The organism is Thiomonas sp. FB-6, assembly GCF_000377645.1.
Lineage (GTDB): Bacteria > Pseudomonadota > Gammaproteobacteria > Burkholderiales > Burkholderiaceae_C > Thiomonas_A.
Map to the genome: position 1 here is coordinate 1 of NZ_KB898507.1, position 24528 is coordinate 24528.

Genomic DNA, 24528 nt, shown 5'->3' on the forward strand with positions numbered 1-24528 from the left:
CGCCGCAGCGCCCCTCCACGTCGATCTCCATGAGGCGCTGGGCCATGAACTGCACCATCTGGCGCAGCACGTCGACATCGGCCCCCTTCTCAGCGAGCTCGGTCAATGCGATAGTGGCGTTGGTCATCGTGGTTTCCTTCAGACAAGGATTGGTGGGTCGCACCTCAACCTTATCCGGACTTCACGATGGCCACCCCCATCTCCAGGGACGACCGGCGCGCGGTGAGCTGCTCCGGGCTACGCCCTTCGCAGCTCACCGCACCAAAGACTTACACCACTCGGCGGGACATTACCTCGGCTTGCACCAAAGTCCGGATGTACGGGGGGACGGAGGGGGCTCTAGAGTCCCGCGCGACGTCCTCAAGGGGCACTGGACGCGTGCCGGGCTCCCGCCAGTGCGAGCGCGCTTGCGGCGATGCCGGTCAGGCAAAGAATCATGCTTACCCCGGTTGCTGACACGATGCCGCTGGCTGCAAGAACGACCGCCGCAATCATGTTCGCAAATCGACCGCTGAGCGAATAGATCGAGATATGCATTCCAAGGTGGCGGGACGAGAGAGCGTTCATGAACCGAGCCTGAAGAGCCGGATTGGCGACGGCATCGACAATGCCCATCACCGCGACGCAAAGCATCATCGCACCGGGACCCCGAACGTAGAGCAAGGCAATGAAGCTAGCGGTCGCTAGAACAACGGTTCCCCCGAGCTGAGGTGGCCGCTGCAATCGCTCCACCCACCGCAAGCACAGCCACGCAGCGAGCACGGACACCACCGCGAGTTCAGCTCGAAGCAGGCCAAATATTCCTGCTCCGTCGATGACCAGTCCATTTCGGAAATTCCAGTCTCCAGCCGATGCGATTTTTACCGCAAAATACTGCCCAAAGCTAAATTCGAGTACGAACAGAAGTACGGTCGCAAAAAACAGGTACAAAGCCGTCCGATTGCGAAACAAAGCAACCACTGCGCCGCCATCACGACGCATCGGCTCCCTTACCTCGACTTTCGCAGCGCCCGCCTCCATATAAAAACAATAAATCAGGCATACGCCGATCGCAAGCGCAGTCGCCACCGCAAGCAAAGGCCGCAATCCCCAACCATAAAGAAACGCACCCATCAGCGCGCCAGACGGAATGGCAACATTGCCGAGAGTATTATTCAGAGTGTAAATCCGGCCGCGATTATCTGGCGAGCTTCTCCGCATGATCACGAGCTCCCCCGCAGGCAGGGCGAGTGAAAAGAAAATATTCTTGACAAGATAGAGGCCGATCAGCGCCACAACGTTACCGCAAAGCACACACATAGCCAGCAGGCTTGCCGCATGTGCAAGTTCACCCCGGCGCAAAATACTCACAGCGTCGAAACGATCGCAAAGTCTCCCACCGTAGAGATTGATCACGGCTCCGAGAGCCAGTATGAAAAAGATGATGAAACCGGCCCGCGTCGCACCAATTCGCGCTGCCAGATCGATGGTCATATAGGGAACGAGCGCCTGGGTCGAAAGCTTCCGAAAAAAATTCGCCGCGAGCCGAGCACGCACCGCAGTAGTTATTCGACTGGATGCCCCGGCCGCCCCTTGCTTCGTCACTGAAACCTGCTGCATATGGGACATGCTGGATTTCGCGGACATTCTTCGAACTCAAAATCTCCTACCATGAGAAGCGAGTTGAAGCACTTCTTTCGATCGACGGTCATGAAATCCCGATACCCAAGGAACCATTTCATAACCTCGGCCGCGCCGAGCGTTCCCGCGATCATCGTTGAAAGCGCGTTGACCGGCACTGGGCCGCTGCTATGCGAGCGTGTATGGTCATCGGGAAAGGCGCATGCAAGGCAGGCCGTCCTCTGCTGCGGGATCATGGAAAATACATAGCCATAAGCAAATTGCGCAGAGCAGTGAACCATCGGCTTCCCGCTGGAGAGGCAGTAGCGATTGATTAGATTTCGACCGGCAGGTGCCCCCCCTTCAACGCTCAGGGGACTTTCGGCAAGGAGTCGCCCCACGTTTTGCTCGCATACTCGTTCATTGAAACAGCGAATATCAATCTCTGGATTTAAGTCAAGCAGATTAGCTTGCGCGACCTCACCCTTGAGTTTACCGATATCAGAAGTGCGATAGAGAATTTGACGATTCAGATTTGACAATTCCACGCGATCAAACTCAATGATATCGATGCGCCCCACTCCGCCGGCAGCCAGGCAGAGAAGCAGGGGCGATTTGACGCCACCCGCCCCGATCACTGCGACATGCGCATTCTGCAACTGCGCTTGGCGCGCCCCCATTCGGGCATGTTTGTCTGCCGGTTGTATCGCTCGTCTTTGAAATGAAACATGACTGATCTGACTGACTATTGAATTTTCAATTGGCTAAGGCCTGCGGAAAATCAGCCGTCGCAAGCTGCCGCGCCATGCAAGATCGATCCATCGATGTGGATCTTGTGTCGCGCCCCCTGCAGGAGCGGAAATCTGGCAAAAATTTCCTCGACAGACTTCGCTTTCACATATGAAAGCCCCGCGAGTCCTTCTGCAATTCCCTTCAGACGATACGTGATCATGGCATTTCCTTGATGGATAATGAGGTCTTTCTGGACAGTTGCCCCGTCAGCCCGCCTCAACTTTTCGGAGCCAGCGCCAGAGGCGCCTTGAATGTACACGGGAATCTCAAAGAGCAAATGCACCCGCTCGGTGTACGTACTATTTGTCATTCCACCTTTTAACGATAGGGATACCGCGCTTTCTGCTTTAGAAAGCGAAGCCAGCCCATACGACTCGGCAGGGGCGTGCCACAGGAACCGACTGACCTATGGCGGGGTCTGGGCCCGGCCGGCGGCGTTGCGTGATGAAGACGGCGAGACGAGGGAAATGATTCCGCTCGTCAGGCTGCCGCAGGGCTGGTTGGAACTGCGGGCCTCGTCCTCGGACGCACGGAACGGGAAGCGCCCCCGCGACGAAGAGGCCATTCCTTCATCGCCAGGATCGAGGGTTCACGGGACGAACTGGTCTGCGCGACTTTCGCGACCCTGCGGCGCGCCGTGAACGATTTTGCACCCGAACCCGTCGGCCACCGCCCTGCCCGCGGCCAACTCGGGCAGATTGTCCATTACGGAGGCGCGGCGCAACGACTCGAACGGCCAGACGCCGGCTACTTCCTTCGAACCCAGGCCAAAATGGGGTTTGCCCCGCCCGGGCCCTCGAGGACCTTGTCCGCCGACAGCCGGACCGCGTACGCAGCGGGCTGGAGGAGTGTCTGCTCGAAGCTGAGCGGTCTCGTGCCGTGAAACGCAAGGGCAGACGGTGCGCCACCGAGTGAAAACCCAGTTCGGCCTGCACATCGCACGGCTGCAATCCGATCTCCCTGCGCGAGGGTCCCTGATTCCCTTCTGACGCAGCCCCTTCCTGCGCCGCGCCCCGCAGCCACTCCCACCCCGCCCGACGCGGCCCCTTCCTGCACCCCGCACCGCTGCCGAGTGCACACCCGCCGCAGGGCCGTCCCAAGGCGGGGTGCGTCCCCCTCGGGGGGACGGAGCGGGGGCCGCCCCCCGCGACGGAGGGGGCTCAAAACTCCCTTGCCAGGTTCTCGAAACGGGTGAGCTGGCGCATGAAGGCGACGTTGACGGTGCCGATGGGGCCGTTACGCTGCTTTCCGATGATGATCTCGGCGATGCCCTGGTCCTTGCTTTCCTTGTTGTAGACCTCGTCGCGGTAGATGAACAGGATCACGTCGGCGTCCTGCTCGATGGCTCCGGACTCGCGCAGGTCGCTCATCACCGGGCGACGGTCGGCGCGCTTTTCCAGGTCGCGGTTGAGCTGGGACAGCGCGATCAGCGGGCACTGCAGCTCCTTGGCCAGAGCCTTCAGGGAGCGGGAGATTTCCGAGATCTCGGTGGCGCGGTTCTCCCCGTCGCGCGCCGAGGTCATCAGCTGCAGGTAGTCGATGACGATCAGGCCGAGCTTGCCGCACTGGCGCGCCAGGCGCCGCGCGCGCGCGCGAACCTCCAGCGGGTTCAGCGCCGGGCTTTCGTCGATGTGGATCTGCACGTCGTCCAGGCGCTCGATGGTCTCGGGCAGGCGGGTCCACTCCTCCTCGCTGAGCTGGCCGGTGCGCAGGTGCGATTGGTCGATGCGCCCGAGCGAGCCCACGATACGCAGCACCAGCTGCGAGGCGCCCATTTCCATACTGAACACCGCGACCGGCAGTTGCTCGTTCACCGCCACGTGCTCGGCGATGTTCAGCGCGAAGGAGGTCTTGCCCATCGACGGGCGCCCGGCCACGATGATCAGGTCGCCGGGCTGCATGCCCGCGGTCATGCGGTCGAGGTCGAGAAAGCCGGTGGCCACACCGGTGATTTCCGAGCCGCCCTGCTCCGACAGCTCCTGCACGCGGTCGAGCAGTTCGCCCAGCAGTTGCTTCATGGGCTGGAAGCCCGCCTTGCCCCGCGCACCGTCCTCCGAGATCGCGAAAATGCGCGACTCGGCTTCGTCCAGGATCTGCTGCGCGTCACGGCCCCGGGGGTTGAGCGCGCTCTGGGCGATTTCGTCGCTGATGGTGACCAGGTTGCGCAGCACCGCGCGCTCGCGCACGATTTCCGCGTAGCGACGAATGTTGGCCGCGCTGGGCACGCTCTGCGCCAGCGCGTTGAGGTACTGCAGCCCGCCGCAGGCCTCGTCCTGCCCGTGCAGGCGCAGCCCCTCGAGCACGGTAATCACGTCCGCCGGCTTGCCGGCCTGGATCAGGTCGGCCGTGGCCTGATAGATCAGGCGGTGCTCGTGGCGGTAGAAGAAGTTGACGTGCAGCAGGTCGGCGACGCGGTCGAAGGCCTCGTTGTCGAGCAGCAGCCCGCCGAGCACCGATTGCTCGGCCTGGGCCGAGTGGGGCGGCGTACGCAGGTTCTCCAGGGCGGGGTCGATGGCAGCGGACATGGATCCAAGCTTAGCAAACGGGAAAGGATGGGCGCTGCCGGCCTGCGGGGCGCCCGGGCGAAAAAAAGCCGCGCTCGCGGCGCGGCTCCGTGCTCCGGACTGAAGCCGGCTCAGACGTGCTCGCCCAGCACCGAGACGGTGACCGACACGTCCACGTCGGTGGCCAGGCTGAGCTGGACCGCGTGGTCGCCGACGGTCTTGAGCGGGCCTTCAGGCAGACGCACGACCGACTTGGGCAGATCGAAGCCGGCCTTGACCAGTGCGCCGGCGATGTCGGCGGTCGTGACCGAGCCGAACAGGCGCCCGTCCACGCCGGCCTTTTGCACCAGCTGCACGGTCAGGCCGTCGAGCTTCGCGGCCATCGCCTGGGCGACGGCCAGCTTGTCGGAGGCGGCCTTTTCGAGTTCGGCGCGACGCGCCTCGAACTCGGCCAGCGCCTGCGGCGTCGCGGTGCGCGCCTTGCGCTGGGGAATCAGGAAGTTGCGCCCGTAGCCGTCGCGCACCTTGACCACGTCGCCCAGGTTGCCCAGGTTGGCGACTTTTTCGAGCAGGATGACTTGCATGGAAATGTCCTTTGCGGGTTCGGCCGGAGATCAGCTCTTGTGCTGGTCGGAGAACGGCATCAGCGCCAGGAAGCGCGCCCGCTTGATCGCCGTGTTGAGCTGGCGCTGGAAGATCGCGCGGGTGCCGGTCAGGCGCGCCGGAATGATCTTGGCGTTCTCGGCCAGGAAATCGCGCAGGACGTCGAGGTCCTTGTAGTCGATGTGCTCGACACCGGCGACGGTGAAGCGGCAGAAACGCTTGCGCTTGAACAGCGAAGACTGCTGGTTGCGCTTGGGTTTGTTCTTACGGTCGGTTTTCTTGAAGTAGGCCATGATCGCCCTCCTGGATCCATTCGATGATGTTGAGCTTGAGAATTCGCGCTCCGCGGCGGCTGGGCATCAGATACCCGATCAGGTGCAGCACCTCTCCGGCCTGCGCCTGCTGCAGCCGCCTGGCCATCTCGGCGAAGGCCACGCACTGCAGCTCGAGTTCGATGCGTTGCGGACCGCCTGGGCTGGCCTGGGTCGAAGCGTGCCCGACCCGCAGGTCCAGGGCCTCGACTCCCGCGGGCGTGTAGCGCAGGGCTCCACGCTCGCGCAGCTCGGCGCGAATCTCGACGCGGTTGATGCTCAGGCTGCCTGCTCCGGATGCGCCTTGCGGGCTTCCTCGCGCTCGACCGAGCGCATCATCACCGACGGCTGGGTCTCGGCCTTGTCCGTGCGCACCACCAGGTGACGCAGCACGGCATCGCTGAACTTGAAGCCGTGCTCGAGTTCAGCCAGGACTTCCTGGTCGGCCTCGATGTTCAGGCACACGTAATGGGCCTTGGCCAGCTTCTGGATCTGGTAGGCCATCTGGCGGCGGCCCCAGTCCTCGAAGCGGTGCACGACCCCGCCCTTGCTGGTGACCACGTTCTTGTAGCGCTCGACCATCGCCCCGACCTGTTCGCTCTGGTCCGGGTGGATGATGAGCACGATTTCGTAATGACGCATGACTTCTCCTTGCCCCCGCGGACTTCCACGGGGTTTCTCTGCGGATGAAGCCACCCAGGTGCTGCACGGCGGGCTCATGCGGCCGGACATGTAGCCGCGAAGCCCGCCAGGGCCCTGGTGTGGCAAAGAAACGTTCAAGTATACGGCAATTTGGCCCGGAATTACGGGATTTCCGGGCAGGCGCCTTCAGGGCTGCGCCAGCGCCTGCCAGGTGGCGATCACCGTGTCGGGGTTCAGGGACAGGGATTCGATGCCCTGTTCCATCAGCCAGCGCGCCAGGTCCGGATGGTCCGAGGGGCCCTGGCCGCAGATGCCCACGTACTTGCCCGCGGCGCGGCAGGCCTTGATGGCCCGGCTCAACAGTTCCAGCACCGCCGGGTCGCGCTCGTCGAAGGCCGCGGCCACCAGGCCGGAGTCGCGGTCCAGGCCCAGGGTGAGCTGGGTCAGGTCGTTCGAGCCGATGGAAAATCCGTCGAAATGCTCCAGGAAGCGTTCGGCCAGCACCGCGTTGGACGGCACCTCGCACATCATGATCAGGCGCAGCCCGTGCTCGCCGCGGCGCAGTCCGTGGCTGGCCAGCAGCCCGATCACCCCCTCGGCCTCGCGCAGCGTGCGCACGAAGGGCACCATGATCTCCACGTTGTCCAGGCCCATGTCCTCGCGCACGCGCTTGAGGGCCACGCATTCCATCTCGAAGCTTTGCGCGAACTCGGGCGCCACGTAGCGCGACGCGCCGCGGAAACCCAGCATGGGGTTTTCCTCGTCGGGCTCGTAGCGCGAGCCGCCGATGAGCTTCTTGTATTCGTTGGACTTGAAGTCCGACAGGCGCACGATCACCGGCTTGGGATAGAAGGCGGCGGCGATGGTGGCGATGCCCTCGGCCAGCTTGTCCACGTAGAAGGCGCGCGGGCTGGCGTGGCCGCGCGCCACGCTTTCCACGGCCTTCTTCAGGTCGGGGTCGACGTTGGGATACTCCAGCACCGCGCGCGGGTGGATGGCGATGTTGTTGTTGATGATGAATTCCAGCCGCGCCAGGCCCACGCCGGCGTTGGGAATCTGCGAAAAATCGAAGGCCAGCTGAGGATTGCCGATGTTCATCGTGATCTTCACGCCGATCGGCGGCATCTCTCCGCGCTTGACCTCGGTGACCGTGGTCTCCAGCAGGCCGTCGTAGACCACGCCGGTATCGCCCTCGGCGCAGGACACGGTGACCAGCATGCCGTCCTTGAGCAGCTCGGTGGCGTCACCGCAGCCCACCACGGCCGGGATGCCCAGCTCGCGCGCGATGATCGCCGCGTGGCAGGTACGCCCGCCGCGGTTGGTGACGATGGCCGCCGCGCGCTTCATCACCGGCTCCCAGTTGGGGTCGGTCATGTCGGTGACCAGGATGTCCCCGGGGCGCACGCTGTCCATCTCCGCCACGGAGGCGACCACGCGCACCGGACCGGCTCCGATCTTCTGGCCGATGGCGCGCCCGCTGACCAGCGCGGTGCTGCGCTGCGCCAGCGCGTAGCGCTGCTCCACGCGCCCGTGGGCGCGCGACTTCACGGTCTCAGGGCGGGCCTGGAGGATGTAGAGCTTGCCATCGCCGCCGTCCTTGCCCCACTCGATGTCCATCGGGCGCCCGTAGTGCTGCTCGATGGTCAGCGCGAAGCGCGCCAGCTCGGTCACCTCGGCGTCGTTCAGGCTGTAGCGGTTGCGCATCTCGGCGGGGGTATCCACGGTGCGCACCAGCTCCTTCGAGCCGGCAGGCGCGAACTCCATGCGCAGCAGCTTGGAGCCCAGGTTGCGCCGGATCACCGCCTGCTTGCCCGCGCGCAGCGTGGGCTTGAACACGTAGAACTCGTCGGGGTTGACGGCGCCCTGCACCACCGTCTCGCCCAGGCCGTAGGACGAGGTGATGAACACCACGTCGGTGAAGCCGCTCTCGGTGTCCATCGTGAACATCACCCCGGCGGCGCCGAGATCGCTGCGCACCATGCGCTGGATGCCCGCCGATAGCGCCACCTGCGAGTGCTCGAAGCCCTGGTGCACGCGGTAGGAGATGGCGCGGTCGTTGAACATGGAGGCGAACACGTGGCGCACCTTGTCCAGCACGGCGTCGATTCCGCGCACGTTCAGGTAGGTCTCCTGCTGGCCCGCGAAGGAGGCGTCGGGCAGGTCCTCGGCCGTGGCCGAGGAGCGCACGGCGAAACTGGCGTCCTGCGGGCCCTCGCTCAGCGCGGCGAAGTGCTCGCGGATGGCCTGTTCCAGCTCGGCCGGCAGCGCGGTCTCGACGATCCACTGGCGGATCTGCGCGCCCGTCGCGGCCAGCGCGCGCACGTCCTCGGTGTCCAGCGTGGCCAGGGCCTGCGCGATGCGCGCGTCCAGCCCGCCCTGGCGCAGGAACTCACGGAAGGCGTGCGCGGTGGTGGCGAAGCCCCCGGGCACGCGCACCCCGCTGGAATGCAGCTGGCTGATCATCTCGCCCAGCGACGCATTCTTGCCGCCGACGATCTCGACGTCCTGCATCCGCAGGTTCTCGAAGGGAATCACCCAAGATTTCTCGTGATCCTGATTTTGGTTGGACATGGAATAACCCTCAATAGAATGAAAAGAAATCTGTGCGCCTGCGAGGCGGAATCGCGCGGGACCGCCGGACATGTTGTTCGAGTTCTCCGGCACGGGCCCGGCGCGCGCGCATTGCGCGGCAGGCATGATGATGGGGATTCTACTGGCCCGACTTTGCAGCCCTGCATGCCTCAACGATCCGTCTTCTTCGTCTCCGATGGAACCGGCATCACCGCCGAAACCTTCGGCAACTCCATCCTGGCCCAGTTCGACCTGCAGCCCCACCGCATCCGTCTGCCCTTCGTGGACAGCGTGGACAAGGCGCACCAGGCGGTGGCCCGCATCAACCACGCGGCCAGTCTGGAGGGGCACCCGCCCGTGGTGTTCACCACTCTGGTGGAGCGCGAGGTGCTGGAGGTGATCCGGCGCTGCAGCGGGCTGGTCCTGGACATGTTCACCACCTTCATCGAGCCGCTGGAGGTGGCCTTCGCGGTCAAGTCCAACCACCGCATCGGCCAGTTCTCGGACATCGCCAAGAGCGAGCGCTATCACAACCGCATCGACGCGATCAATTTCGCGCTGATGCACGACGACGGCCAGTCCTCGCGCAACCTGGCGCTGGCCGACGTGATCCTGGTGGGGGTGTCGCGCAGCGGCAAGACGCCCACCTCGCTGTACCTGGCCATGCAGCACGGCGTGCGCGCGGCCAACTATCCGCTGATACCGGAGGATTTCGATCGCATGACCCTTCCGCAGGACCTGGTGCCCCACCGCGCCAAGCTGTTCGGCCTGAGCATCGCGCCGGAGCGCCTGAGCGAGATCCGCAACGAGCGCAAGCCCGGCAGCCGCTACGCGGCGCTGGAGAACTGCACCGAGGAGGTGGCAGAGGCCGAGCGCCTGATGCGCCGGGAGGGCATCCGCTGGTTGTCCTCGACCAACAAGTCGATCGAGGAAATCGCCACGACCATCCTGCAACAGATTCGGCCGGACCGGCTGGAATACTGAGATACTTCGAAGCGACCCCCTCTTGCCAGTGGCAGGTGCCCCGGATGACGATCGAAACCCGCCAGTCCCCCGAGAAGAACGAATACCTGCTGGGCTATGCCTCCACGCAGCAGCAGCGCGACCAGCGCGAATCCATGCTGCCGGTGGATCCGTCGCGCTCCATGCAGCCCTACGCCATCGTGCTGCTGGACGCCTCGGCCGACGCCTCGTCGTCGATGCAGGCCAGTCCGCGCCTGCGCCTGCTGCCGCTGGCCGTGCGCTGGCCGGGCCGCACCATGCTCGAGAAGGGGTCGAGTTCGCGCCTGCGGCGTCTGAGCCGCGAGCGCCTGCGCGGCGCGGTGATCGGGGCCCCGGCGGTGGATTCGCTGGCCTACCGCCTGTACCCGCCACTGGCCATCAACGCGGACTGGCTGATCCACCTGGGCACGCGGCGCGAATTCGTCGACACCGCCCCCCCGCTGCAGCAGATGCTGGCGCAGCACGCCGACGAGATTCGCGACATGCGCCGCCAGCGCGGGCTGGACGACGAACTGCATCTGCAGCTGGTCGACAGCGGCACCTTGCTGGCGGGCACGGCGCTGCAGGCGCGCATGCTGCTGCGCATGCTGGAAGCCGGCATCGCGCCGGCGGAGGCCGCGCGGCGGGCGCAGGCGCTGCGCGAGACCACCCGGCTGTGGCTGGTGCCGCAGCACCCGGGCGACACGCTGGAGGCCTTGCAGCGCCTGCAGCAGCCGACGCTGGTGCCCTGGGAGCAGGCCTGCTCGGGCCCGCTGGGGCAGCTGTGGCGCCGCAGTCCCGTGCTGGAGGCCGACGCCAGCGGCGTGTACTGCGAGCACCGGCTGAAGAACTGGCGAGCCGCCGTCGCGCACGCCTTCGGGCGCGCCGCCGAGCTGTTGCGCGCGCAGTCGGGGCCCGGGGCGTGGCTGCAGATCAGCCTGGACGGCGGGCTGCGCGAGATGCAGGCCTGGCCCGAGTTCGAGGCCCTGCGCGAGCAGGCGGTGGCCACGCGCACCTCGCTGCACCTGACCCACATGAGCCCGGCCGGACGCATCTGGGCCTCCGCCGGCTCGCTCAGCATGGCCCTGTACCAGCCCCCGGGAGCCTCGGGTTGATGCTCCTCAGTGCCCGGCTGCCATACGCTGGCGCAGGCCTTCGTACAGGCAGACCGCGGCGGCCGCGGCCACGTTGAGCGATTCCACGGCGCCGCGCTGGGGAATGCGCACGCCGGCGTCGCAGCGCGCCAGCACGGCCGGGTCCACTCCCGCGCCCTCGTTGCCGAACACCCAGCTCTGGTCGCCGCGCAGGTCCAGCTGGTACAGCTCGCACGTGCCCTGGCCGGCGGTGGCGTACAGCGGCCGCGGCAGCTGGGCCTCGATGTCCTCCCAGCGCGCATCCTCGACCAGCGCCAGCGCGAAATGCGCCCCCATGCCGGCGCGCAGCACCTTGGGCGTCCAGGCGCCCGCGCAGCCGCGCAGGCAGTACACGGTGGCGGCACCGGCAGCCGCGGCGGTGCGCAGCATGGCACCGACGTTGCCGGCGTCCTGCACGCGATCCAGCACCACGGCCACTCCGGCGCGCGGCGTGGCCGGCGGCGGCCGATGCACCAACAGGCCCACCTCGCGCCCGTGACCCACGGCGGAGAGCTGGCGCCACAGCGCGGGCTCCAGCAGCACCACGCGGGATTCGCCCGCACGCCGCGCCAGCCGCGCGATCTCCGCATCGGCCAGCGCCGCTTCGGTGCAGGCCAGCGCGACCGGCTCCAGCCCGGCGTCCAGCGCCGAGGCGGCCAGGTGGATGCCTTCCAGCCAGGCCAGATCCAGCCGGCGCACCGCCGCGGGCTCGTGCGCCAGCGCCCGCAGGGTCTTGAACAACGGGTTGTCGGCCGAGCTGAGGTGTTTCATGCGGGATCCGCGGCGTGCGCGGCGCCCGCCTCGCGCAGGCGCCTCAGGGGCGCGAAACTGTGGCGGTGCTCGGCGCAGGGGCCGAGCTGGCGCAGCGCCTGCAGATGCTGCGCCGTGCCATAGCCGAAATGGCGCGCGAAGCCGTAGCCGGGATGGAGCCTGTCCAACTCGGCCATGCGCGCGTCGCGCCACACCTTGGCGACGATGGAGGCGGCGCTGATCACCGGCTCGCTGGCATCGCCGCCGACCACCGCGCGCGCCGGCACGTCCAGCTCCGGCGCGCGGTTGCCGTCCACCAGCACCAGCGCCGCTCGCAGGCGAAGCCCGGCCACCGCGCGCTGCATGGACAGCAGCGTCGCCTGCAGGATGTTCAGCTCGTCGATCTCCGCGGCCGAGGCGATGCCGATGCACAGGTCCAGGCAGGCGCCGCGGATCGCCGCGTCCAGCGCCTCGCGGCGTCGCGGCGACAGCGTCTTGGAATCGGCCAGCCCGGCGGGCATGCGCCGGGGGTCGAGGATCAGCGCGCAACTCACCACCGGCCCGGCCCAGGTGCCGCGCCCCACCTCGTCGCAGCCGGCAAGCAGGCCAGCCGGCATCCCGGTCCCGCTCATGCGGCCCCCCTTCGCGCGCGGCCGGACTGGGCAGCCTCCGCGATGGCCTGGGCGGCCAACGCGGCCGTGGGGCGCAGCAGTTGCTCGTGGAGGGCGGCGAAGCGCTCGCGCAGGCGCTCGCGCCGCGGCGCGTCGTCGAGCAGGGCCAGCGCCCGGCCCGCCAGCGCCCGGCCCTCGCAGTCGTGCTGCAGCAACTCGTCGACCAGGCCCTCGCCGGCCAGGATGTTGGGCAGGCCCACCCACGGCAGGTAGCCGCGGTCCTTCATCAGGCGCCACGACAGCCAGGGCAGGCGGTAGCCGATGACCATGGGGCGGCCGAACAGCGCGCATTCCAGCGTGGCCGTGCCGCTGGCCACCAGCGCCAGGTCGCAGGCCTCCAGGACCGTGTGCGAATCGCCCACCACCCAGCGCAGTTGCAGTTCCGGCCAGGCCCGCGCCTGCCGGCGCAGCGCGGGCAGCAGCCCGTCGTGGGCCACCGCCACCAGCACCACCAGGCCGCGCTCGCGCTGCATGCGCGCCGCGGCATCCAGGAAGGCCGGTGCGATGTGGCGCACCTCGCCGGCCCGGCTTCCCGGCAGCAGCGCGAGCACGCCCGCGCCAGCGTCGTCGCCCAGGCCCAGCCGGCCCCGGGCGGCTGCCGCGTCGGGGCGGCGGGGAATCACCTCGGCCAGCGGATGTCCGATATAGGTGGCCCGCACGCGCGTGCCCTCGTACAGGGCGGGCTCGAAGGGGAACACGCACAGCAGGTGGTCCACCGCGGCTTCGATGCGGTGGATGCGCTCGCGACGCCAGGCCCAGATGGAGGGGCTGACGAAATGCACGGTCGGGATGCCCTGCTCGCGCAGGTTCGCTTCCAGCGCGAGATTGAAGTCCGGCGCGTCCACGCCGACGAACACGCCCGGCGGCTGCGAGAGCAGGCGCCGGCGCAGGCTGGCGCGCATGCGCAGCAGCTCGGGCAGGCGCGGCAGCACGGCCGCGAAACCGTTGACCGCCAGGCGCTCGCTGTTCCACCAGGCCTCGAAGCCGGCCGCGCGCATGCGCTCGCCACCGATGCCGGCGCAGCGCAGATGGGGATGGGCGCGGTGAAGCTCCGCCACCACGTGCGACGCGAGCAGGTCTCCCGACGGTTCGCCGGCGACCATCGCGACCAGGTCCCGGTTCATGGGGCGGCGCGGCTCAGGGTCGCACGATGCCGCGCGTGCTGGCGGCCAGGAACTCGAGCAGCTGCCCGAGGTCGGCCGCCGCGGGCCCGACTTCGGCGCGGGCCTCGGTCCCCAGTTGCTCCACCGCCTGCTCCAGCGCGAGCCCCTGGCGGTACAGCAAGCGGTAGGCACGGCGCAGCGCGGCGACACGCTCGGGACCGAAGCCGCGCCGGCGCAGCCCTTCGGCGTTGATGCCGTGGGGCACCGCGGGGGTTCCCCCCAGCAGCACGAAGGGCGGCACGTCCTGGGTCAGCACGGAATGGATGCCGGCCATCACATGCGCTCCGACGCGCACGAACTGGTGCACGCCGGTGAAGCCCCCCAGCGTGACCCAGTCTCCCACGTGCACGTGCCCGGCCAGCTGCGTGCAATTGGCGAAGGTCACGTGGTTGCCCACCTGGCAGTCGTGGGCCACGTGCACGTAGGCCATGATCCAGTTGTCGTCGCCGATGCGCGTGACCCCGACGTCCTGGGCGGTGCCCAGGTTGAGGGTGCAGCATTCGCGGATCGTGTTGCGCGAACCGATGTGCAGCTCGGTGGGTTCGCCGCCGTACTTCTTGTCCTGTGGGACCGCGCCCAGCGAACAGAAGGGGTGGACGACGTTGTCGCGCCCGATGCGGGTGCGCCCCTGCACGCTGACGTGGGACAGCAATCGCGTGCCCGCGTCGATGCGCACCTGCGCGCCGACCGTGCAGTACGGGCCGATTTCCACGCCGTCGGCCAGCTCGGCGCCGCGCTCGACCAGCGCGGTGGGGTGAATCAGGCTCAACGCTGGGCTCCCGGCACGCGCTTCAGTCGATCACCCGCTCGGTGCACATGAGCTCGGCCTCCGCGGCCATCTCCTCGCCCACCCGCGCCACGGCCTGGAACTTATAGATGTTGCGCATGTGCCGGGTCAGGCGCACGTCCAGCATCAGCTGGTCGCCGGGCTCCACCGGGCGCTTGAAGCGGGCGCCGTCGACCCCCACGAGGTAGTACACCGAGTCGTCCTCGGCCTGCACGTCCAGGGTGCCGAAGGCCAGGATGCCGGCGGCCTGGGCCAGCGCTTCCAGGATCAGCACCCCGGGCATGATGGGCTTCTGCGGGAAATGCCCGGTGAAGTACGGTTCGTTGAACGACACGTTCTTGTAGGCCACGATGCGTTCGCCCTTGACGAACTCCACCACGCGATCGACCAGCAGGAAGGGGTAGCGATGCGGCAGGAGCTTCTGGATCTGGTTGATGTCGAACACGGTCATGACTTGTCTTGTGCGGAGTTGTTCTGGGGGTCGAGCCTGCGTTCCAGCTGCCGGATGCGATCGCGCAGCTCCGCCAGGTGGCGAAGCGCCGCGGCGTTGGCCGACCAGTTCTCGTGCCGGTCCAGCGGAAAGGCGCCGGTGTAATGGCCCGCCTGGCGAACCGAGCGCGACACCAGCGACATGCCGCCGATCACCGTGCGGTCGGCAATCTCCAGGTGCCCGGCGATGCCGGCGCCCCCGCCGATGAAGCAGTAGGCGCCGATGCGCGCGCTGCCGGCGATGCCGACACAACCGGCGAGCGCCGTATGTTCGCCGATCTGCACGTTATGCGCCACTTGCACGAGATTGTCGATCTTCACGCCGTTGCCGATCCGCGTGTCGTCCAGCGCGCCGCGGTCCACCGTGGTGTTGGCCCCGATGTCCACGTCGTCGCCCAGCACCACGCGGCCGGCCTGCGCGATGCGCACCCCGGCGCCGTGTTCGTCGCGGGCGTAGCCGAAGCCGTCGGCGCCGATCACCGCGCCCGGGTGCAGGGTGCAGCGCTCGCCGACCTGGCAGCCGTGCATCACCACGCTGCGCGGCAGCAGGCGTGTGTCGGCGCCGATCACCGCGCCGGCACCGACGAAACAGCCGGCGCCGATGCTCGCGCGCGGGCCGATCACGGCCTCGCGTTCGACCACCGCGCAGGCGTCGACGTAGGCGTCGGGCGCCAGGCGCGCCGTCTCGTGCACCACGGCGGCGGGATGGCGGCCGGTCGGCGCCGGCGGCGCCTCGATCTGCTGCAGCCACTGCGACACGCGGGCGTAGTAGAGGTAGGGATCGCGCACGCGGATGGCCGCGGCGAAATGCTCGCCCGGGTCCACTTCCTCCGGCACGATCACGCAGGAGGCGCGGCACGATTCCAGCAGGCGGCCCTGCCCGGCGCGCGCCAGGAAGGCGATGTCGCCCTCGCCCGCTCGCTCCAGCGGAGCAAAGCGCCGCACGCGCACCGACGCGTCGCCCCGCAGCGTCCCGCCCAGGCGCGCGACGATCTCAGCGACCGGCAGGCCAGCGCCTGCGCCCGTGGGCCTGTGACTCATTGACTGCCGGATGGGGCGTCGAGGGCCTTCAGGACCTTGTCGGTGATGTCGATGCGCGGGTTCACGTACACGGCTTCCTGAAAGACGATGTCGTAATTGCCCTGCTCGGCTACCTGTTTGACCACCTTGTTGGCCTTGTCCAGCACCGCCGCCAGCGCCGCGTTGCGGCGCGCGTTGAGGTCTTCGCTGAATTCGCGCTGCTTGCGCTGGAAATCGCGGTTCATGTCGGCCAGCTGCTGCTGCGCGCTACCGCGCTCGCTATCGCTCATCACCGGGCCGTCCTTGTCCAGTTTCTGGCTCAGGGCCTTGATGCGCGCAGCCATGTCCTGCAGGTTCTTGTCCCGCTTGGCGAACTCGGCCTCGAGCTTTTGCTGGGCGGCCTTCGCCGGCGCCGACTCCTTCAGGATGCGCTCGGTGTTGATGAACCCGATCTTGCCCGAGGGCAGGCCGTTGCCGGCGGCCGGGCCCTGGGCCTGGGCGCTGGCGCCGAGCAGCGAGGCTGCGAACAGGCCGGCGAAGGCCGCGCGGCGCAGAGGGATGGACAGGAACTTCATGGACAGGGGTCTCAGAAAGCGGTGCCGACGGTGAACTGGAAGGTCTGGGTCTGGTCGCCCGGCCGCGTGCGGATGGGGTGGGCGATGCTGAACTTCAAAGGACCGATGGGCGAGATCCAGGCTACGCCGATACCCACCGCGGCGCGCATGTCGGCGAGATGCAAGGGCTCGTTCTCGCCCCACACGTAGCCGCTGTCGAGGAAGGTGGACATGCGGATGCTCTTGTCCACGCCCGTGCCCGGGAACGGGAACTGGTATTCGAAGTCGCCCACCAGCATCTTGGCTCCGCCCAGCGCGTTGCCCTGGGCGTCATGCGGGCCCAGCGAGCTTTGCTGGAAGCCGCGCACCGTGCCGATGCCCCCGGCGTACAGGTACTTGAACACCGGCAGCGGCCGCCCGTTCAGGCCGTGGGCCCAGCCCACCTCGCCGTTGAAGGCCACGTCGGTGAAGCGGCTGAGCGGGAAGAACTGCTGGTACTGGTAGGTGGCCCGCACATAGCGCAGGGAGCCGAAGGGACTGTAGTCCATGTTGGCGCGCTGGTAGCGCCCGTCGGTGGGCACCAGCGCGCTGTTGCGGCTGTCGCGCTGCCAGCCCACGCTCAGCGGGAAACCGTGCGCGGTCTCGCCGAACTCGTTGACGTAGGAGATGTACGAGGCCGGCGCTCCGGGGGCCAGGTTCAGCGAGTATTCCTCGAAGCCCGCGCCGAAGAACACGCGGTCGATTTCGGTGAACGGAACCCCGAACTGCACGTTCACGCCCGGGGTGACGATCTTGTAGTTGTTGCCCTGCGAGGTATACGGCCGGATGGTGCGGTAGTAGACGTTCAGCGTGCGGCTGATGCCGTCCTGCGTGAAATAGGGATTCGTGCTGCTCAGCGCGATGGTGCGGTAGTAGTGCGAGGTATCCAGGCTCAGGCTGACGTTGTTGCCGCTGCCGAAGATGTTGTCCTGGCTCACCGAGGCGTTGAAGGACACGCTGTTGGCGCTGGAAAAGCCCACGCCCAGGCCCAGCAGGCCGGTGGGTTTCTCCTTGACCTGCATGTCCAGGTCCACCTCGTCGCTGGTGCCGGGGACCTCCTGCGTGCCCATCTGCACGTTCTGGAAGAAGCCCAGGCGGTCCACGCGGTCGCGCGAGAGCTTGATGCGGTCGGCGTCGTACCAGGCGTCCTCGAACTGGCGGAATTCGCGCCGGATCACCTTGTCGCTGGTACGGGTGTTGCCGCCGATGTCGATGTGGCGCACGTAGATGCGCCGGCCCGGATCGGCCTGGATCGAGAAGGACACCTCGTGGGTCTTGCGGTCGATCTGCGGCGCCGGCTGCACGCGCGCGAAGGCGTAGCCGTAGACGCCGAACTTCTCGACCATCGCCTTGACGCTGTCGTTGAGCGCCTTGGCGCTGTAGGTATCACCCGGCTTGAGCTTGACCAGCGCGCGGAACTCGTTGTCCAGGCCCAGGTAGTTGCCTTCCAGCTCGTAGCCGGAGACCACGTACTTCGCGCCTTCGTGCACGTTGATGGTGATGGAGATCGAGCTCTTGTCCGGGGACAGCGCGACCTGGGTGGAATCGATGCGGAAGTCCAGGTAGCCGCGGTCCTGGTAGTACGAGCGCAGGCTTTCCAGGTCGGCGTTGAGCTTGGCGCGAGAGTACTGGTCGGCCTTGGTGTACCAGGTCAGCCAGCCCGGGGTGGACAGCGAGAACTGGTCCAGCAGCGTGCTTTCGCTGAAGGCGTGGTTGCCGACAATTCGCAGCGCGCGGATTTTCGCGATGCCGCCTTCCTGCACGTTGAAGGTCACGTCCACGCGGTTTCGCTCCAGCGGCGTGACCGTGGTCGTGACCTGCGCGGCGTAGTAGCCCTTGGCCAGGTATTGCTGCTTGAGCTCCTGCTCGGCGCGCTCGATCAGAGCCTGGTTGTAGGGTTGCGCGTCCCCCAGGCCCACCTGCTTGAGCGAGGTGACGAGGTCCTTCTTGGAAAACTCCTTCGTGCCCACGAAGTCCACGTTGGCGATGACCGGCCGCTCCTCGATCACCACCGTGATCACGTTGCCGGTGGTGCGGATGCTGACGTTCTTGAACAGGCCGGTGGCGAACAGCGCGCGAATCGCCGCGGCACCGAGTTCGGGGGTGTACTGGTCGCCGACGCGGAACGGCAGGTAGGTGAACACCGTTCCCGGCTCGGTCCGCTGCAGGCCGTCGACCCGGATGTCCTTGATGACGAAGGTGTCGGCGGCGTAGGCCTGGGCGCAGGCCATGGCGACGATGGCCACGGCAGAACCCTGCAATGCGTGACGAAGCCTCAAATTAACCTCGGCGTGGATGGTTCAGTGGAACGGCCCGAGCACGCGGGCGATGTCGTTGTACAAGGCCACCGCAATCATCAGCGCGATCAGTGCCAGGCCGCCCTGCTGCAGCCGCTCCTGCACACGCTGCGGCACCTTCCGGCGGCTCAAGATCTCGACCGCATAATACAGGAGATGCCCCCCGTCCAAGACCGGTATGGGCAACAGATTGAGCACCCCCAGGCTGAGGCTGACGACCGCAAGGAAGTTCAGGTACGGGGCCAGGCCCAGCGCGGCGCTGCGTCCGGCGTAGTCGGCGATGGTCACCGGTCCGCTGAGCTGGTCCAGCGAGGCCCGGCCGAGCACCATGCGCCCGAGCGTGCGCAGGCTCAGCACGCTGAGCTGCCAGGTGCGGCGGGCGCCCTCGCGCAGCGCCTGGGAAGGCCCCAGGCGCACCAGGGCACTGGGCAGACGGTCGTCGAGCAACGCGCCGATTCGCCACTGGGCACGGCCCTGGGCATCGGTCTCGCGCCGCGGGCGCAGCGTGAGCGTCAGCGTGCGCGAAGCGCGCAGGACCTTCAGGCTCAGTGCCTGCCCGCCGCTGGCCGAAATGGCGTCCAGCAATTGGCGGGCGTCAAAGGGCTCCGCGGCGGTACCGGACGCACCGGGACGAGCGGCGGCACCGCCGGGACCGGCCACGCCCACGATCAGGTCGCCGGCCTGCAGGCCGGCCAGCTCCGCCGGCTGCCCCGGCAGGGCCCGCTGCACGCGCACCGGAGCCGGCTGCAGGCGCAGCCCCAGTCCGCGCAGGAAATCTGCCTGCCCCGCGCGCGCGGCCTCGGCGCGCAGGTCCAGGCGCAGGTCGTGCTCGCCGCCGGCGTCGCGCACCCGCAGATCCGCGCCGCGCCCGTCCAGCGCGGCCTCCTGCAGGCGCAGCGCCAGCTGCGGCCAGCTGCGCACCGCGCGGGTGTCGCCGGCGATGGTGGTGGCCAGCACCTGCTGCCCCGCGCGCACGCCGGCCGCCGCGGCGAGCGTTCCCGGCGCCGGCGCGCCCAGCAGCGCCAGCGGCTCGCTCACGCCCATCATGGACACCGCGGCGAACAACAGCACCGCCAGCAGCAGGTTGGCGGCCGGCCCCGCGACCACGACCCAGGAGCGCTTCCACGGATTCTGGCGGTTGAAGGCGCGGTGCAGTTGGGCCGGCTCGACCGGGGCCTCGCGCTCGTCGAGCATGCGCACGTAGCCGCCCAGCGGCACGCTCGCCAGCACGAACTCGGTGGCGTCGGCGCCGATGCGCCGCCGCAGCAGCGGGGGGCCGAAACCAATGGAGAACTTGAGCACCCGAATGCCGCAGGACAGCGCCGCGAGGTAGTGCCCCGCCTCGTGCACCGCGATCAGCAGCGCCAGCGCGAACAGGAATGCGAACAGGGTGAGCATCGGGGCTTGGCAGGCTGCTGGGGATTCCGGCGCCCGCGGCCGGCAAGGGTCAAGGGCATGGGCGCATTGTGCCCCGATCAGCCTGCCAGCGCCCGCACTCGGGCGGCGGCGTGGCTGCGCGCGCGCGCATCGAGGTCCAGCAGATCGGGCAGTTCGCGCGCTTTACTGCCCCCCAGCGCCTCCAGCGTGGCGGCATTCACGCGGTGGATTCCGGTGAAGCGCAGCTTTCCGTCGAGGAAGGCCTGCACCGCCACCTCATTGGCCGCGTTGAGCACCGCGCAGGCACCTGCGGCCATGTCCAGCGCCGCGAAGGCCAGACCCAGCCCGGGAAAGCGTGCCGCGTCGGGCTCCTCGAAATCCAGGCGTCCGATGCGCGCCAGGTCCAGCCAGGAACTGCCCGATGCCATGCGCCGCGGCCAGGACAGGCCGTAGGCGATGGGCGTGCGCATGTCGGGCACGCCGAGTTGCGCCACCACCGAGCCGTCGTGGTAGGTCACCATCGAGTGCACGATGCTCTGCGGGTGGATCAGCACGCGGATGCGCGAGGCCGGCATGCCGAACAGGTAATGCGCCTCGATCACCTCCAGCGCCTTGTTCATCATGGTCGCCGAGTCCACCGAGATCTTGCGCCCCATGCTCCAGTTGGGGTGCGCGCAGGCCTGTTCCGGGGTCATCGCTTCCAGCGCCGCCGCCTCGGTGCGCCGGAACGGTCCGCCGGACGCGGTCAGCGTGATCTCGCGCACGTCCTCGGCCCAGCGCTCGCGCTGCTCGGGCAGGCTTTGCAGGATCGCGCTGTGCTCGCTGTCGATGGGCAGCAGTTCACCGCCGCCCTCGCGCATGGCGCGCATGAACAGTTCGCCCGCGACCACCAGCGATTCCTTGTTGGCCAGCAGCACGCGCTTGCCCGCGCGCGCCGCCGCCAGCGCCGAATCCAGCCCGGCGGCTCCGACGATGGCCGCCATCACCACGTCCACCTCGGGATCCGCGGCCACCCGCGGCATGGCCTCGGCGCCGACCAGCACCTGCGTGCGGCTGCCCTGCTGCGCCAGTTCCCGCTGCAGCCCTTGCGCGGCCCCGGCGTCCTCCAGCACCGCGTAGCGCGGCGCGAAGCGAAGGCACTGTTCGAGCAGCGCCTGGCGGCTGCTGCGCGCGGCCAGCGCGAACACCTCGAAGTCCCCGGCGTGCAGGCTCAGCACCTCCAGGGTGCTGCGCCCGATGGAACCGGTGCTGCCCAGGATGGTGATGCGTTTCATCGGCCCAGCCCCACCAGCAGCATGACCACCGGCAGCACCGGCAGCAAGGCATCGATGCGGTCCAGCACCCCGCCATGCCCCGGCAGCAGCCCGCTGCTGTCCTTGACCCCGGCGCGACGCTTGAGCAGGGACTCGAACAGGTCCCCCGCCACGCTCAGCACGGCCAGCAGCGCGGCCACGAGCAGCGCGCCCGGCAGGCCCCAGCGCAGCGCCAGGCGCCCGCCCAGCGTGTCCTGCAGCCCCGGCAGCAGCGCGCACACGGCCGTATAGGCCATCACCGCGAGCACGCCGCTCAGCGCGCCCGACACGGTCTTGCCCGGACTCAGGCGCGGTGCCAGCTTGGGGCCGCCGATCGCGCGTCCGCCGAAATAGGCGGCCACGTCGGCCACCCACACCAGCATCAGCATCGACAACAGGTAGCCCACGCCCAGCCGGCGCGCGTGCCACAAGGCCATCCAGCCGGCGAACAACACCAGGAAACCCAGCAGGCACAGCACCGCCGGCGCCGCCAGCGCGCGCGGCAGCGCGGCGCGCGGCAGGCTGCCCAGCAGCAAGGCGGCCCAGGCCAGCGTGGCCAGCGCGAAACTGCCGTCGGCGTCCAGCGCGCCCACGGGGCTGAACAGCATCGCGGCCACCAGCGCCAGCCAGACCGCGGCCCAGGCCAGCGCGCGCCAGCCGCGCAGCCCGGCCAGGCGCGCCCATTCCCACATGCCGGCGGCGGCGAACACGCCCATCGCGGCGCCGAAACTGCGCGCGCCGGCGAACAGCAGCAGCGGCAGCAGCACGGCCAGCAGGACCAGCGCGGTGATCACTCGGGTACGCAGCATGGCGATGCGGGCGTGGGCGGAGGCTGGCTCAAGCCACGCGCAATCCGGCGGGGTCGGCGGGATCGCCGGAGGCGGCGGGCTTGTCGGACACGCGCCCGAAGCGGCGCTCGCGGCGGGCGAAATCGGCGATGGCATGCGCCAGCGTCTGCTCGTCGAAATCCGGCCAGAGGGTCTCGGTGAAATAGAACTCGGTGTAGGCGAGTTGCCAAAGCAGGAAGTTGCTCACCCGATGCTCGCCGCCGGTGCGGATCAGCAGATCCGGCTCCGGAATGTCGGCCAGGCACATGTAGCGCCCCAGGCTCTGCTCGGTCAACTCCACGCCGGCGGCCTGCGCCGCCCGTGCCGCCTGCACGATGTCCCAGCGCCCGCCGTAGTTCAGCGCCACGTTCAGGCGCATGCGCAGGGGCTCCACCACCGCCGATTCGGCCTGCGCCATGAGCTCGCGCATGCGCGCATTCAGCGGCTCGCGGTCGCCCAGGAAACGCAGGCACACGCCCTGCGCGGCCAGCTCCGGGGTCTCGCGCTGCAGGGCCTGCACGAACAGTTCCATCAGCGCCGAGACCTCCTCGGCCGGGCGCTTCCAGTTCTCCGACGAGAACGCGAACACCGTGAGGTACTGCACGCCCTGCTGCACGCAGCCGCGCACCAGGCGCGTGAGCGCGTCGGCCCCGAACTTGTGGCCGGCGGTGCGCGGCAGCAGGCGGCGGGTGGCCCAGCGGCCGTTGCCGTCCATCACCACGGCCACGTGGCGGGGCACGAGCGCCGGCTGGGCGGTCTTGCGGGAGGCGTTCTTGCCGGACATCGGGTTCGCGGGGCCGGGCGTCAGACGGCCATGATCTCCGACTCCTTCTGCGCGATCATCTTCTCGATGTCGGCGATGAAGCGGTCGGTGGTCTTCTGCACCTCGTCCCCGGCGCGGCGCTCCTCGTCCTCGGAGGCTTCCTTGGCCTTGACCAGGTCCTTGAGCTGCTGGTTCGCGTCGCGCCGCAGGTTGCGCACCGCCACCTTCGCCGACTCGCCTTCCTGCTTGATCACCTTCACAAGGTCGCGCCGGCGCTCCTCGGTCAGCGCGGGCATGGGCACGCGGATCAGGTCGCCCTGGGTCATCGGGTTGAGCCCCAGGTCGGAATCGCGGATCGCCTTCTCGACCGCCTGCACCATCTTCTTTTCCCACGGCTGCACGCTGATGGTGCGCGCATCCAGCAGGTTGACGTTGGCCACCTGGTTGATGGGCATCGGGCTGCCGTAGTAGTCGACGGTGATGTGGTCGAGCAGGCCGGCGTGGGCGCGCCCGGTGCGCACCTTGGCCAGGTCGTTGCGCAGTGCCTCGAGGGACTTGAGCATGCGCTGCTCGTAGTTGTTCCGGATCTCGGCGATGGTCATGGTTGCTGACTCGTTGGACTCGGGTTCAAAGATGTACCAGCGTGCCTTCGGGTTCGCCCTGCACCACGCGCAGCAGCGCCCCCGGCTTGAAGATGCTGAATACGCGGATCGGCAGGCCCTGGTCGCGGCACAGCGCGAAGGCGGTGGCGTCCATCACCTGCAGGCGCCTGACGATGGCCTCGTCGAAGCTGATCTGGTCGAAGCGCGTGGCCTGCGGGTCGCGCGCCGGGTCGGCGGTGTAGATGCCGTCCACCTTCGTGGCCTTGAGCATCACCTCGGCGCCGACCTCGGCCGCGCGCAGCGCCGCGGCGGTATCCGTGGTGAAGAAGGGATTGCCGGTGCCGCCGGCGAAGATCACCGACTTGCCCTCCTCCAGGTACTGCAGGGCCTTGGGGCGCACGTAGGACTCGACCACCTGGTCGATGCTGATGGCCGACATCACCCGCGCCACCAGCCCCGCGTGGCGCATCGCGTCGGCCAGCGCCAGCGAATTCATCACCGTCGCCAGCATGCCCATGTAGTCGGCGGTGGCACGATCCATGCCCACCGCGCCGCCGGCCACGCCGCGAAAGATGTTCCCCCCGCCGATGACGATCGCCAGCTGCACGCCGCTGCGCACCACCTGCGCGATGTCCTCCACCATCTTGACGATGGTCGCGCGGTTGATGCCGTAGGGGTCCTCGCCCATCAGGGCTTCGCCGGAGAGTTTGAGCAACACGCGCTTGTAACCGCTCATGCCTGGATTCTCCGGAAAAAAGGAC

Annotated in this window: 25 protein-coding genes and 1 pseudogene; 2 read left to right on the forward strand and 24 right to left on the reverse strand. The window is 68.2% G+C overall.

Annotated elements, in window-relative coordinates:
• The 10 genes and pseudogenes from D466_RS24180 to ppsA all read right to left on the reverse strand — a co-directional run.
• Positions 1-127 (reverse strand): annotated as a pseudogene (locus D466_RS24180) (IS256 family transposase); the annotation flags it as partial.
• A gap of 233 nt (positions 128-360) precedes the next feature.
• Positions 361-1608: an MFS transporter gene (locus D466_RS23530; RefSeq protein WP_196803512.1), complete on the reverse strand. Its 1248-nt coding sequence runs from the start codon at positions 1606-1608 to the stop codon at positions 361-363.
• Positions 1581-2279 (reverse strand): ThiF family adenylyltransferase, encoded by a 699-nt coding sequence (locus tag D466_RS23535; protein WP_081630016.1) that lies wholly within the window; start codon positions 2277-2279, stop codon positions 1581-1583. The genes D466_RS23530 and D466_RS23535 overlap by 28 nt, the downstream gene beginning before the upstream one ends.
• A gap of 101 nt (positions 2280-2380) precedes the next feature.
• Positions 2381-2650: a hypothetical protein gene (locus D466_RS24545; protein ID WP_196803513.1), complete on the reverse strand. Its 270-nt coding sequence runs from the start codon at positions 2648-2650 to the stop codon at positions 2381-2383.
• 901 nt (positions 2651-3551) lie between these two features.
• Positions 3552-4916, reverse strand: a complete 1365-nt coding sequence (dnaB, locus tag D466_RS0117280) for a replicative DNA helicase (protein ID WP_018914957.1) — start codon at positions 4914-4916, stop codon at positions 3552-3554.
• Between the two features lie 110 nt (positions 4917-5026).
• The gene (rplI, locus tag D466_RS0117285; protein ID WP_018914958.1) at positions 5027-5479 is read right to left on the reverse strand and encodes a 50S ribosomal protein L9; all 453 of its coding nucleotides are present in this window, start codon (positions 5477-5479) and stop codon (positions 5027-5029) included.
• A gap of 30 nt (positions 5480-5509) precedes the next feature.
• Entirely contained in the window at positions 5510-5791 is a 282-nt protein-coding gene (gene rpsR, locus D466_RS0117290) for a 30S ribosomal protein S18 (RefSeq protein WP_018914959.1), read from the reverse strand.
• Complete coding sequence (locus D466_RS24190) at positions 5763-5933, reverse strand: hypothetical protein (RefSeq protein ID WP_018914960.1); 171 nt, start codon at positions 5931-5933, stop codon at positions 5763-5765. The genes rpsR and D466_RS24190 overlap by 29 nt, the downstream gene beginning before the upstream one ends.
• Before the next feature lie 155 nt (positions 5934-6088).
• Entirely contained in the window at positions 6089-6451 is a 363-nt protein-coding gene (rpsF, locus tag D466_RS0117295; protein WP_018914961.1) for a 30S ribosomal protein S6, read from the reverse strand.
• 186 nt (positions 6452-6637) lie between these two features.
• Positions 6638-9022, reverse strand: a complete 2385-nt coding sequence (gene ppsA, locus D466_RS0117300) for a phosphoenolpyruvate synthase (protein WP_026285419.1) — start codon at positions 9020-9022, stop codon at positions 6638-6640.
• Between the two features lie 165 nt (positions 9023-9187).
• Between ppsA and D466_RS0117305 the strand changes: the two genes are divergently transcribed.
• Positions 9188-10006 carry a pyruvate, water dikinase regulatory protein gene (locus tag D466_RS0117305; protein WP_018914963.1) on the forward strand — a complete coding sequence of 273 codons (819 nt, stop codon included), beginning with the start codon at positions 9188-9190 and terminating at the stop codon, positions 10004-10006.
• Positions 10007-10050: 44 nt separating this feature from the next.
• Positions 10051-11118, forward strand: coding sequence for a DegV family protein (locus D466_RS0117310; protein WP_018914964.1), 1068 nt, complete (start codon positions 10051-10053; stop codon positions 11116-11118).
• A gap of 6 nt (positions 11119-11124) precedes the next feature.
• Here D466_RS0117310 and D466_RS0117315 read toward each other — a convergent pair whose 3' ends face one another.
• From D466_RS0117315 to pyrH, 14 genes are all read right to left on the reverse strand, one after another.
• Positions 11125-11907, reverse strand: a complete 783-nt coding sequence (locus D466_RS0117315; protein WP_018914965.1) for an RNA methyltransferase — start codon at positions 11905-11907, stop codon at positions 11125-11127.
• Positions 11904-12518 (reverse strand): ribonuclease HII, encoded by a 615-nt coding sequence (locus D466_RS0117320; RefSeq protein ID WP_038166705.1) that lies wholly within the window; start codon positions 12516-12518, stop codon positions 11904-11906. The genes D466_RS0117315 and D466_RS0117320 overlap by 4 nt, the downstream gene beginning before the upstream one ends.
• On the reverse strand, positions 12515-13681 hold the full coding sequence (gene lpxB / locus D466_RS0117325) for a lipid-A-disaccharide synthase (protein ID WP_018914967.1): 1167 nt from the start codon (positions 13679-13681) through the stop codon (positions 12515-12517). Before lpxB ends, D466_RS0117320 begins: the two co-directional genes overlap by 4 nt.
• Positions 13682-13694: 13 nt before the next feature.
• Positions 13695-14489: an acyl-ACP--UDP-N-acetylglucosamine O-acyltransferase gene (gene lpxA / locus D466_RS0117330; RefSeq protein WP_018914968.1), complete on the reverse strand. Its 795-nt coding sequence runs from the start codon at positions 14487-14489 to the stop codon at positions 13695-13697.
• A gap of 22 nt (positions 14490-14511) precedes the next feature.
• Complete coding sequence (fabZ, locus tag D466_RS0117335; protein ID WP_026285420.1) at positions 14512-14952, reverse strand: 3-hydroxyacyl-ACP dehydratase FabZ; 441 nt, start codon at positions 14950-14952, stop codon at positions 14512-14514.
• A 2-nt stretch (positions 14953-14954) separates the two neighbouring features.
• Positions 14955-16037: a UDP-3-O-(3-hydroxymyristoyl)glucosamine N-acyltransferase gene (gene lpxD / locus D466_RS0117340; protein ID WP_018914970.1), complete on the reverse strand. Its 1083-nt coding sequence runs from the start codon at positions 16035-16037 to the stop codon at positions 14955-14957.
• Positions 16034-16591 carry an OmpH family outer membrane protein gene (locus D466_RS0117345; RefSeq protein ID WP_018914971.1) on the reverse strand — a complete coding sequence of 186 codons (558 nt, stop codon included), beginning with the start codon at positions 16589-16591 and terminating at the stop codon, positions 16034-16036. Before D466_RS0117345 ends, lpxD begins: the two co-directional genes overlap by 4 nt.
• An 11-nt stretch (positions 16592-16602) precedes the next feature.
• Positions 16603-18840 carry an outer membrane protein assembly factor BamA gene (gene bamA, locus D466_RS0117350; protein ID WP_156004425.1) on the reverse strand — a complete coding sequence of 746 codons (2238 nt, stop codon included), beginning with the start codon at positions 18838-18840 and terminating at the stop codon, positions 16603-16605.
• Between the two features lie 69 nt (positions 18841-18909).
• Complete coding sequence (gene rseP / locus D466_RS0117355; protein WP_018914973.1) at positions 18910-20304, reverse strand: RIP metalloprotease RseP; 1395 nt, start codon at positions 20302-20304, stop codon at positions 18910-18912.
• A 77-nt stretch (positions 20305-20381) separates the two neighbouring features.
• Positions 20382-21557 carry a 1-deoxy-D-xylulose-5-phosphate reductoisomerase gene (gene ispC, locus D466_RS0117360; protein WP_018914974.1) on the reverse strand — a complete coding sequence of 392 codons (1176 nt, stop codon included), beginning with the start codon at positions 21555-21557 and terminating at the stop codon, positions 20382-20384.
• Positions 21554-22384, reverse strand: coding sequence for a phosphatidate cytidylyltransferase (locus D466_RS0117365; protein WP_018914975.1), 831 nt, complete (start codon positions 22382-22384; stop codon positions 21554-21556). The genes ispC and D466_RS0117365 overlap by 4 nt, the downstream gene beginning before the upstream one ends.
• A 28-nt stretch (positions 22385-22412) precedes the next feature.
• Complete coding sequence (gene uppS / locus D466_RS0117370; protein WP_018914976.1) at positions 22413-23186, reverse strand: polyprenyl diphosphate synthase; 774 nt, start codon at positions 23184-23186, stop codon at positions 22413-22415.
• A 20-nt stretch (positions 23187-23206) separates the two neighbouring features.
• On the reverse strand, positions 23207-23767 hold the full coding sequence (gene frr / locus D466_RS0117375; RefSeq protein ID WP_018914977.1) for a ribosome recycling factor: 561 nt from the start codon (positions 23765-23767) through the stop codon (positions 23207-23209).
• 25 nt (positions 23768-23792) lie between these two features.
• Positions 23793-24503: a UMP kinase gene (gene pyrH / locus D466_RS0117380; protein ID WP_018914978.1), complete on the reverse strand. Its 711-nt coding sequence runs from the start codon at positions 24501-24503 to the stop codon at positions 23793-23795.
• Positions 24504-24528 lie beyond the last annotated feature (25 nt).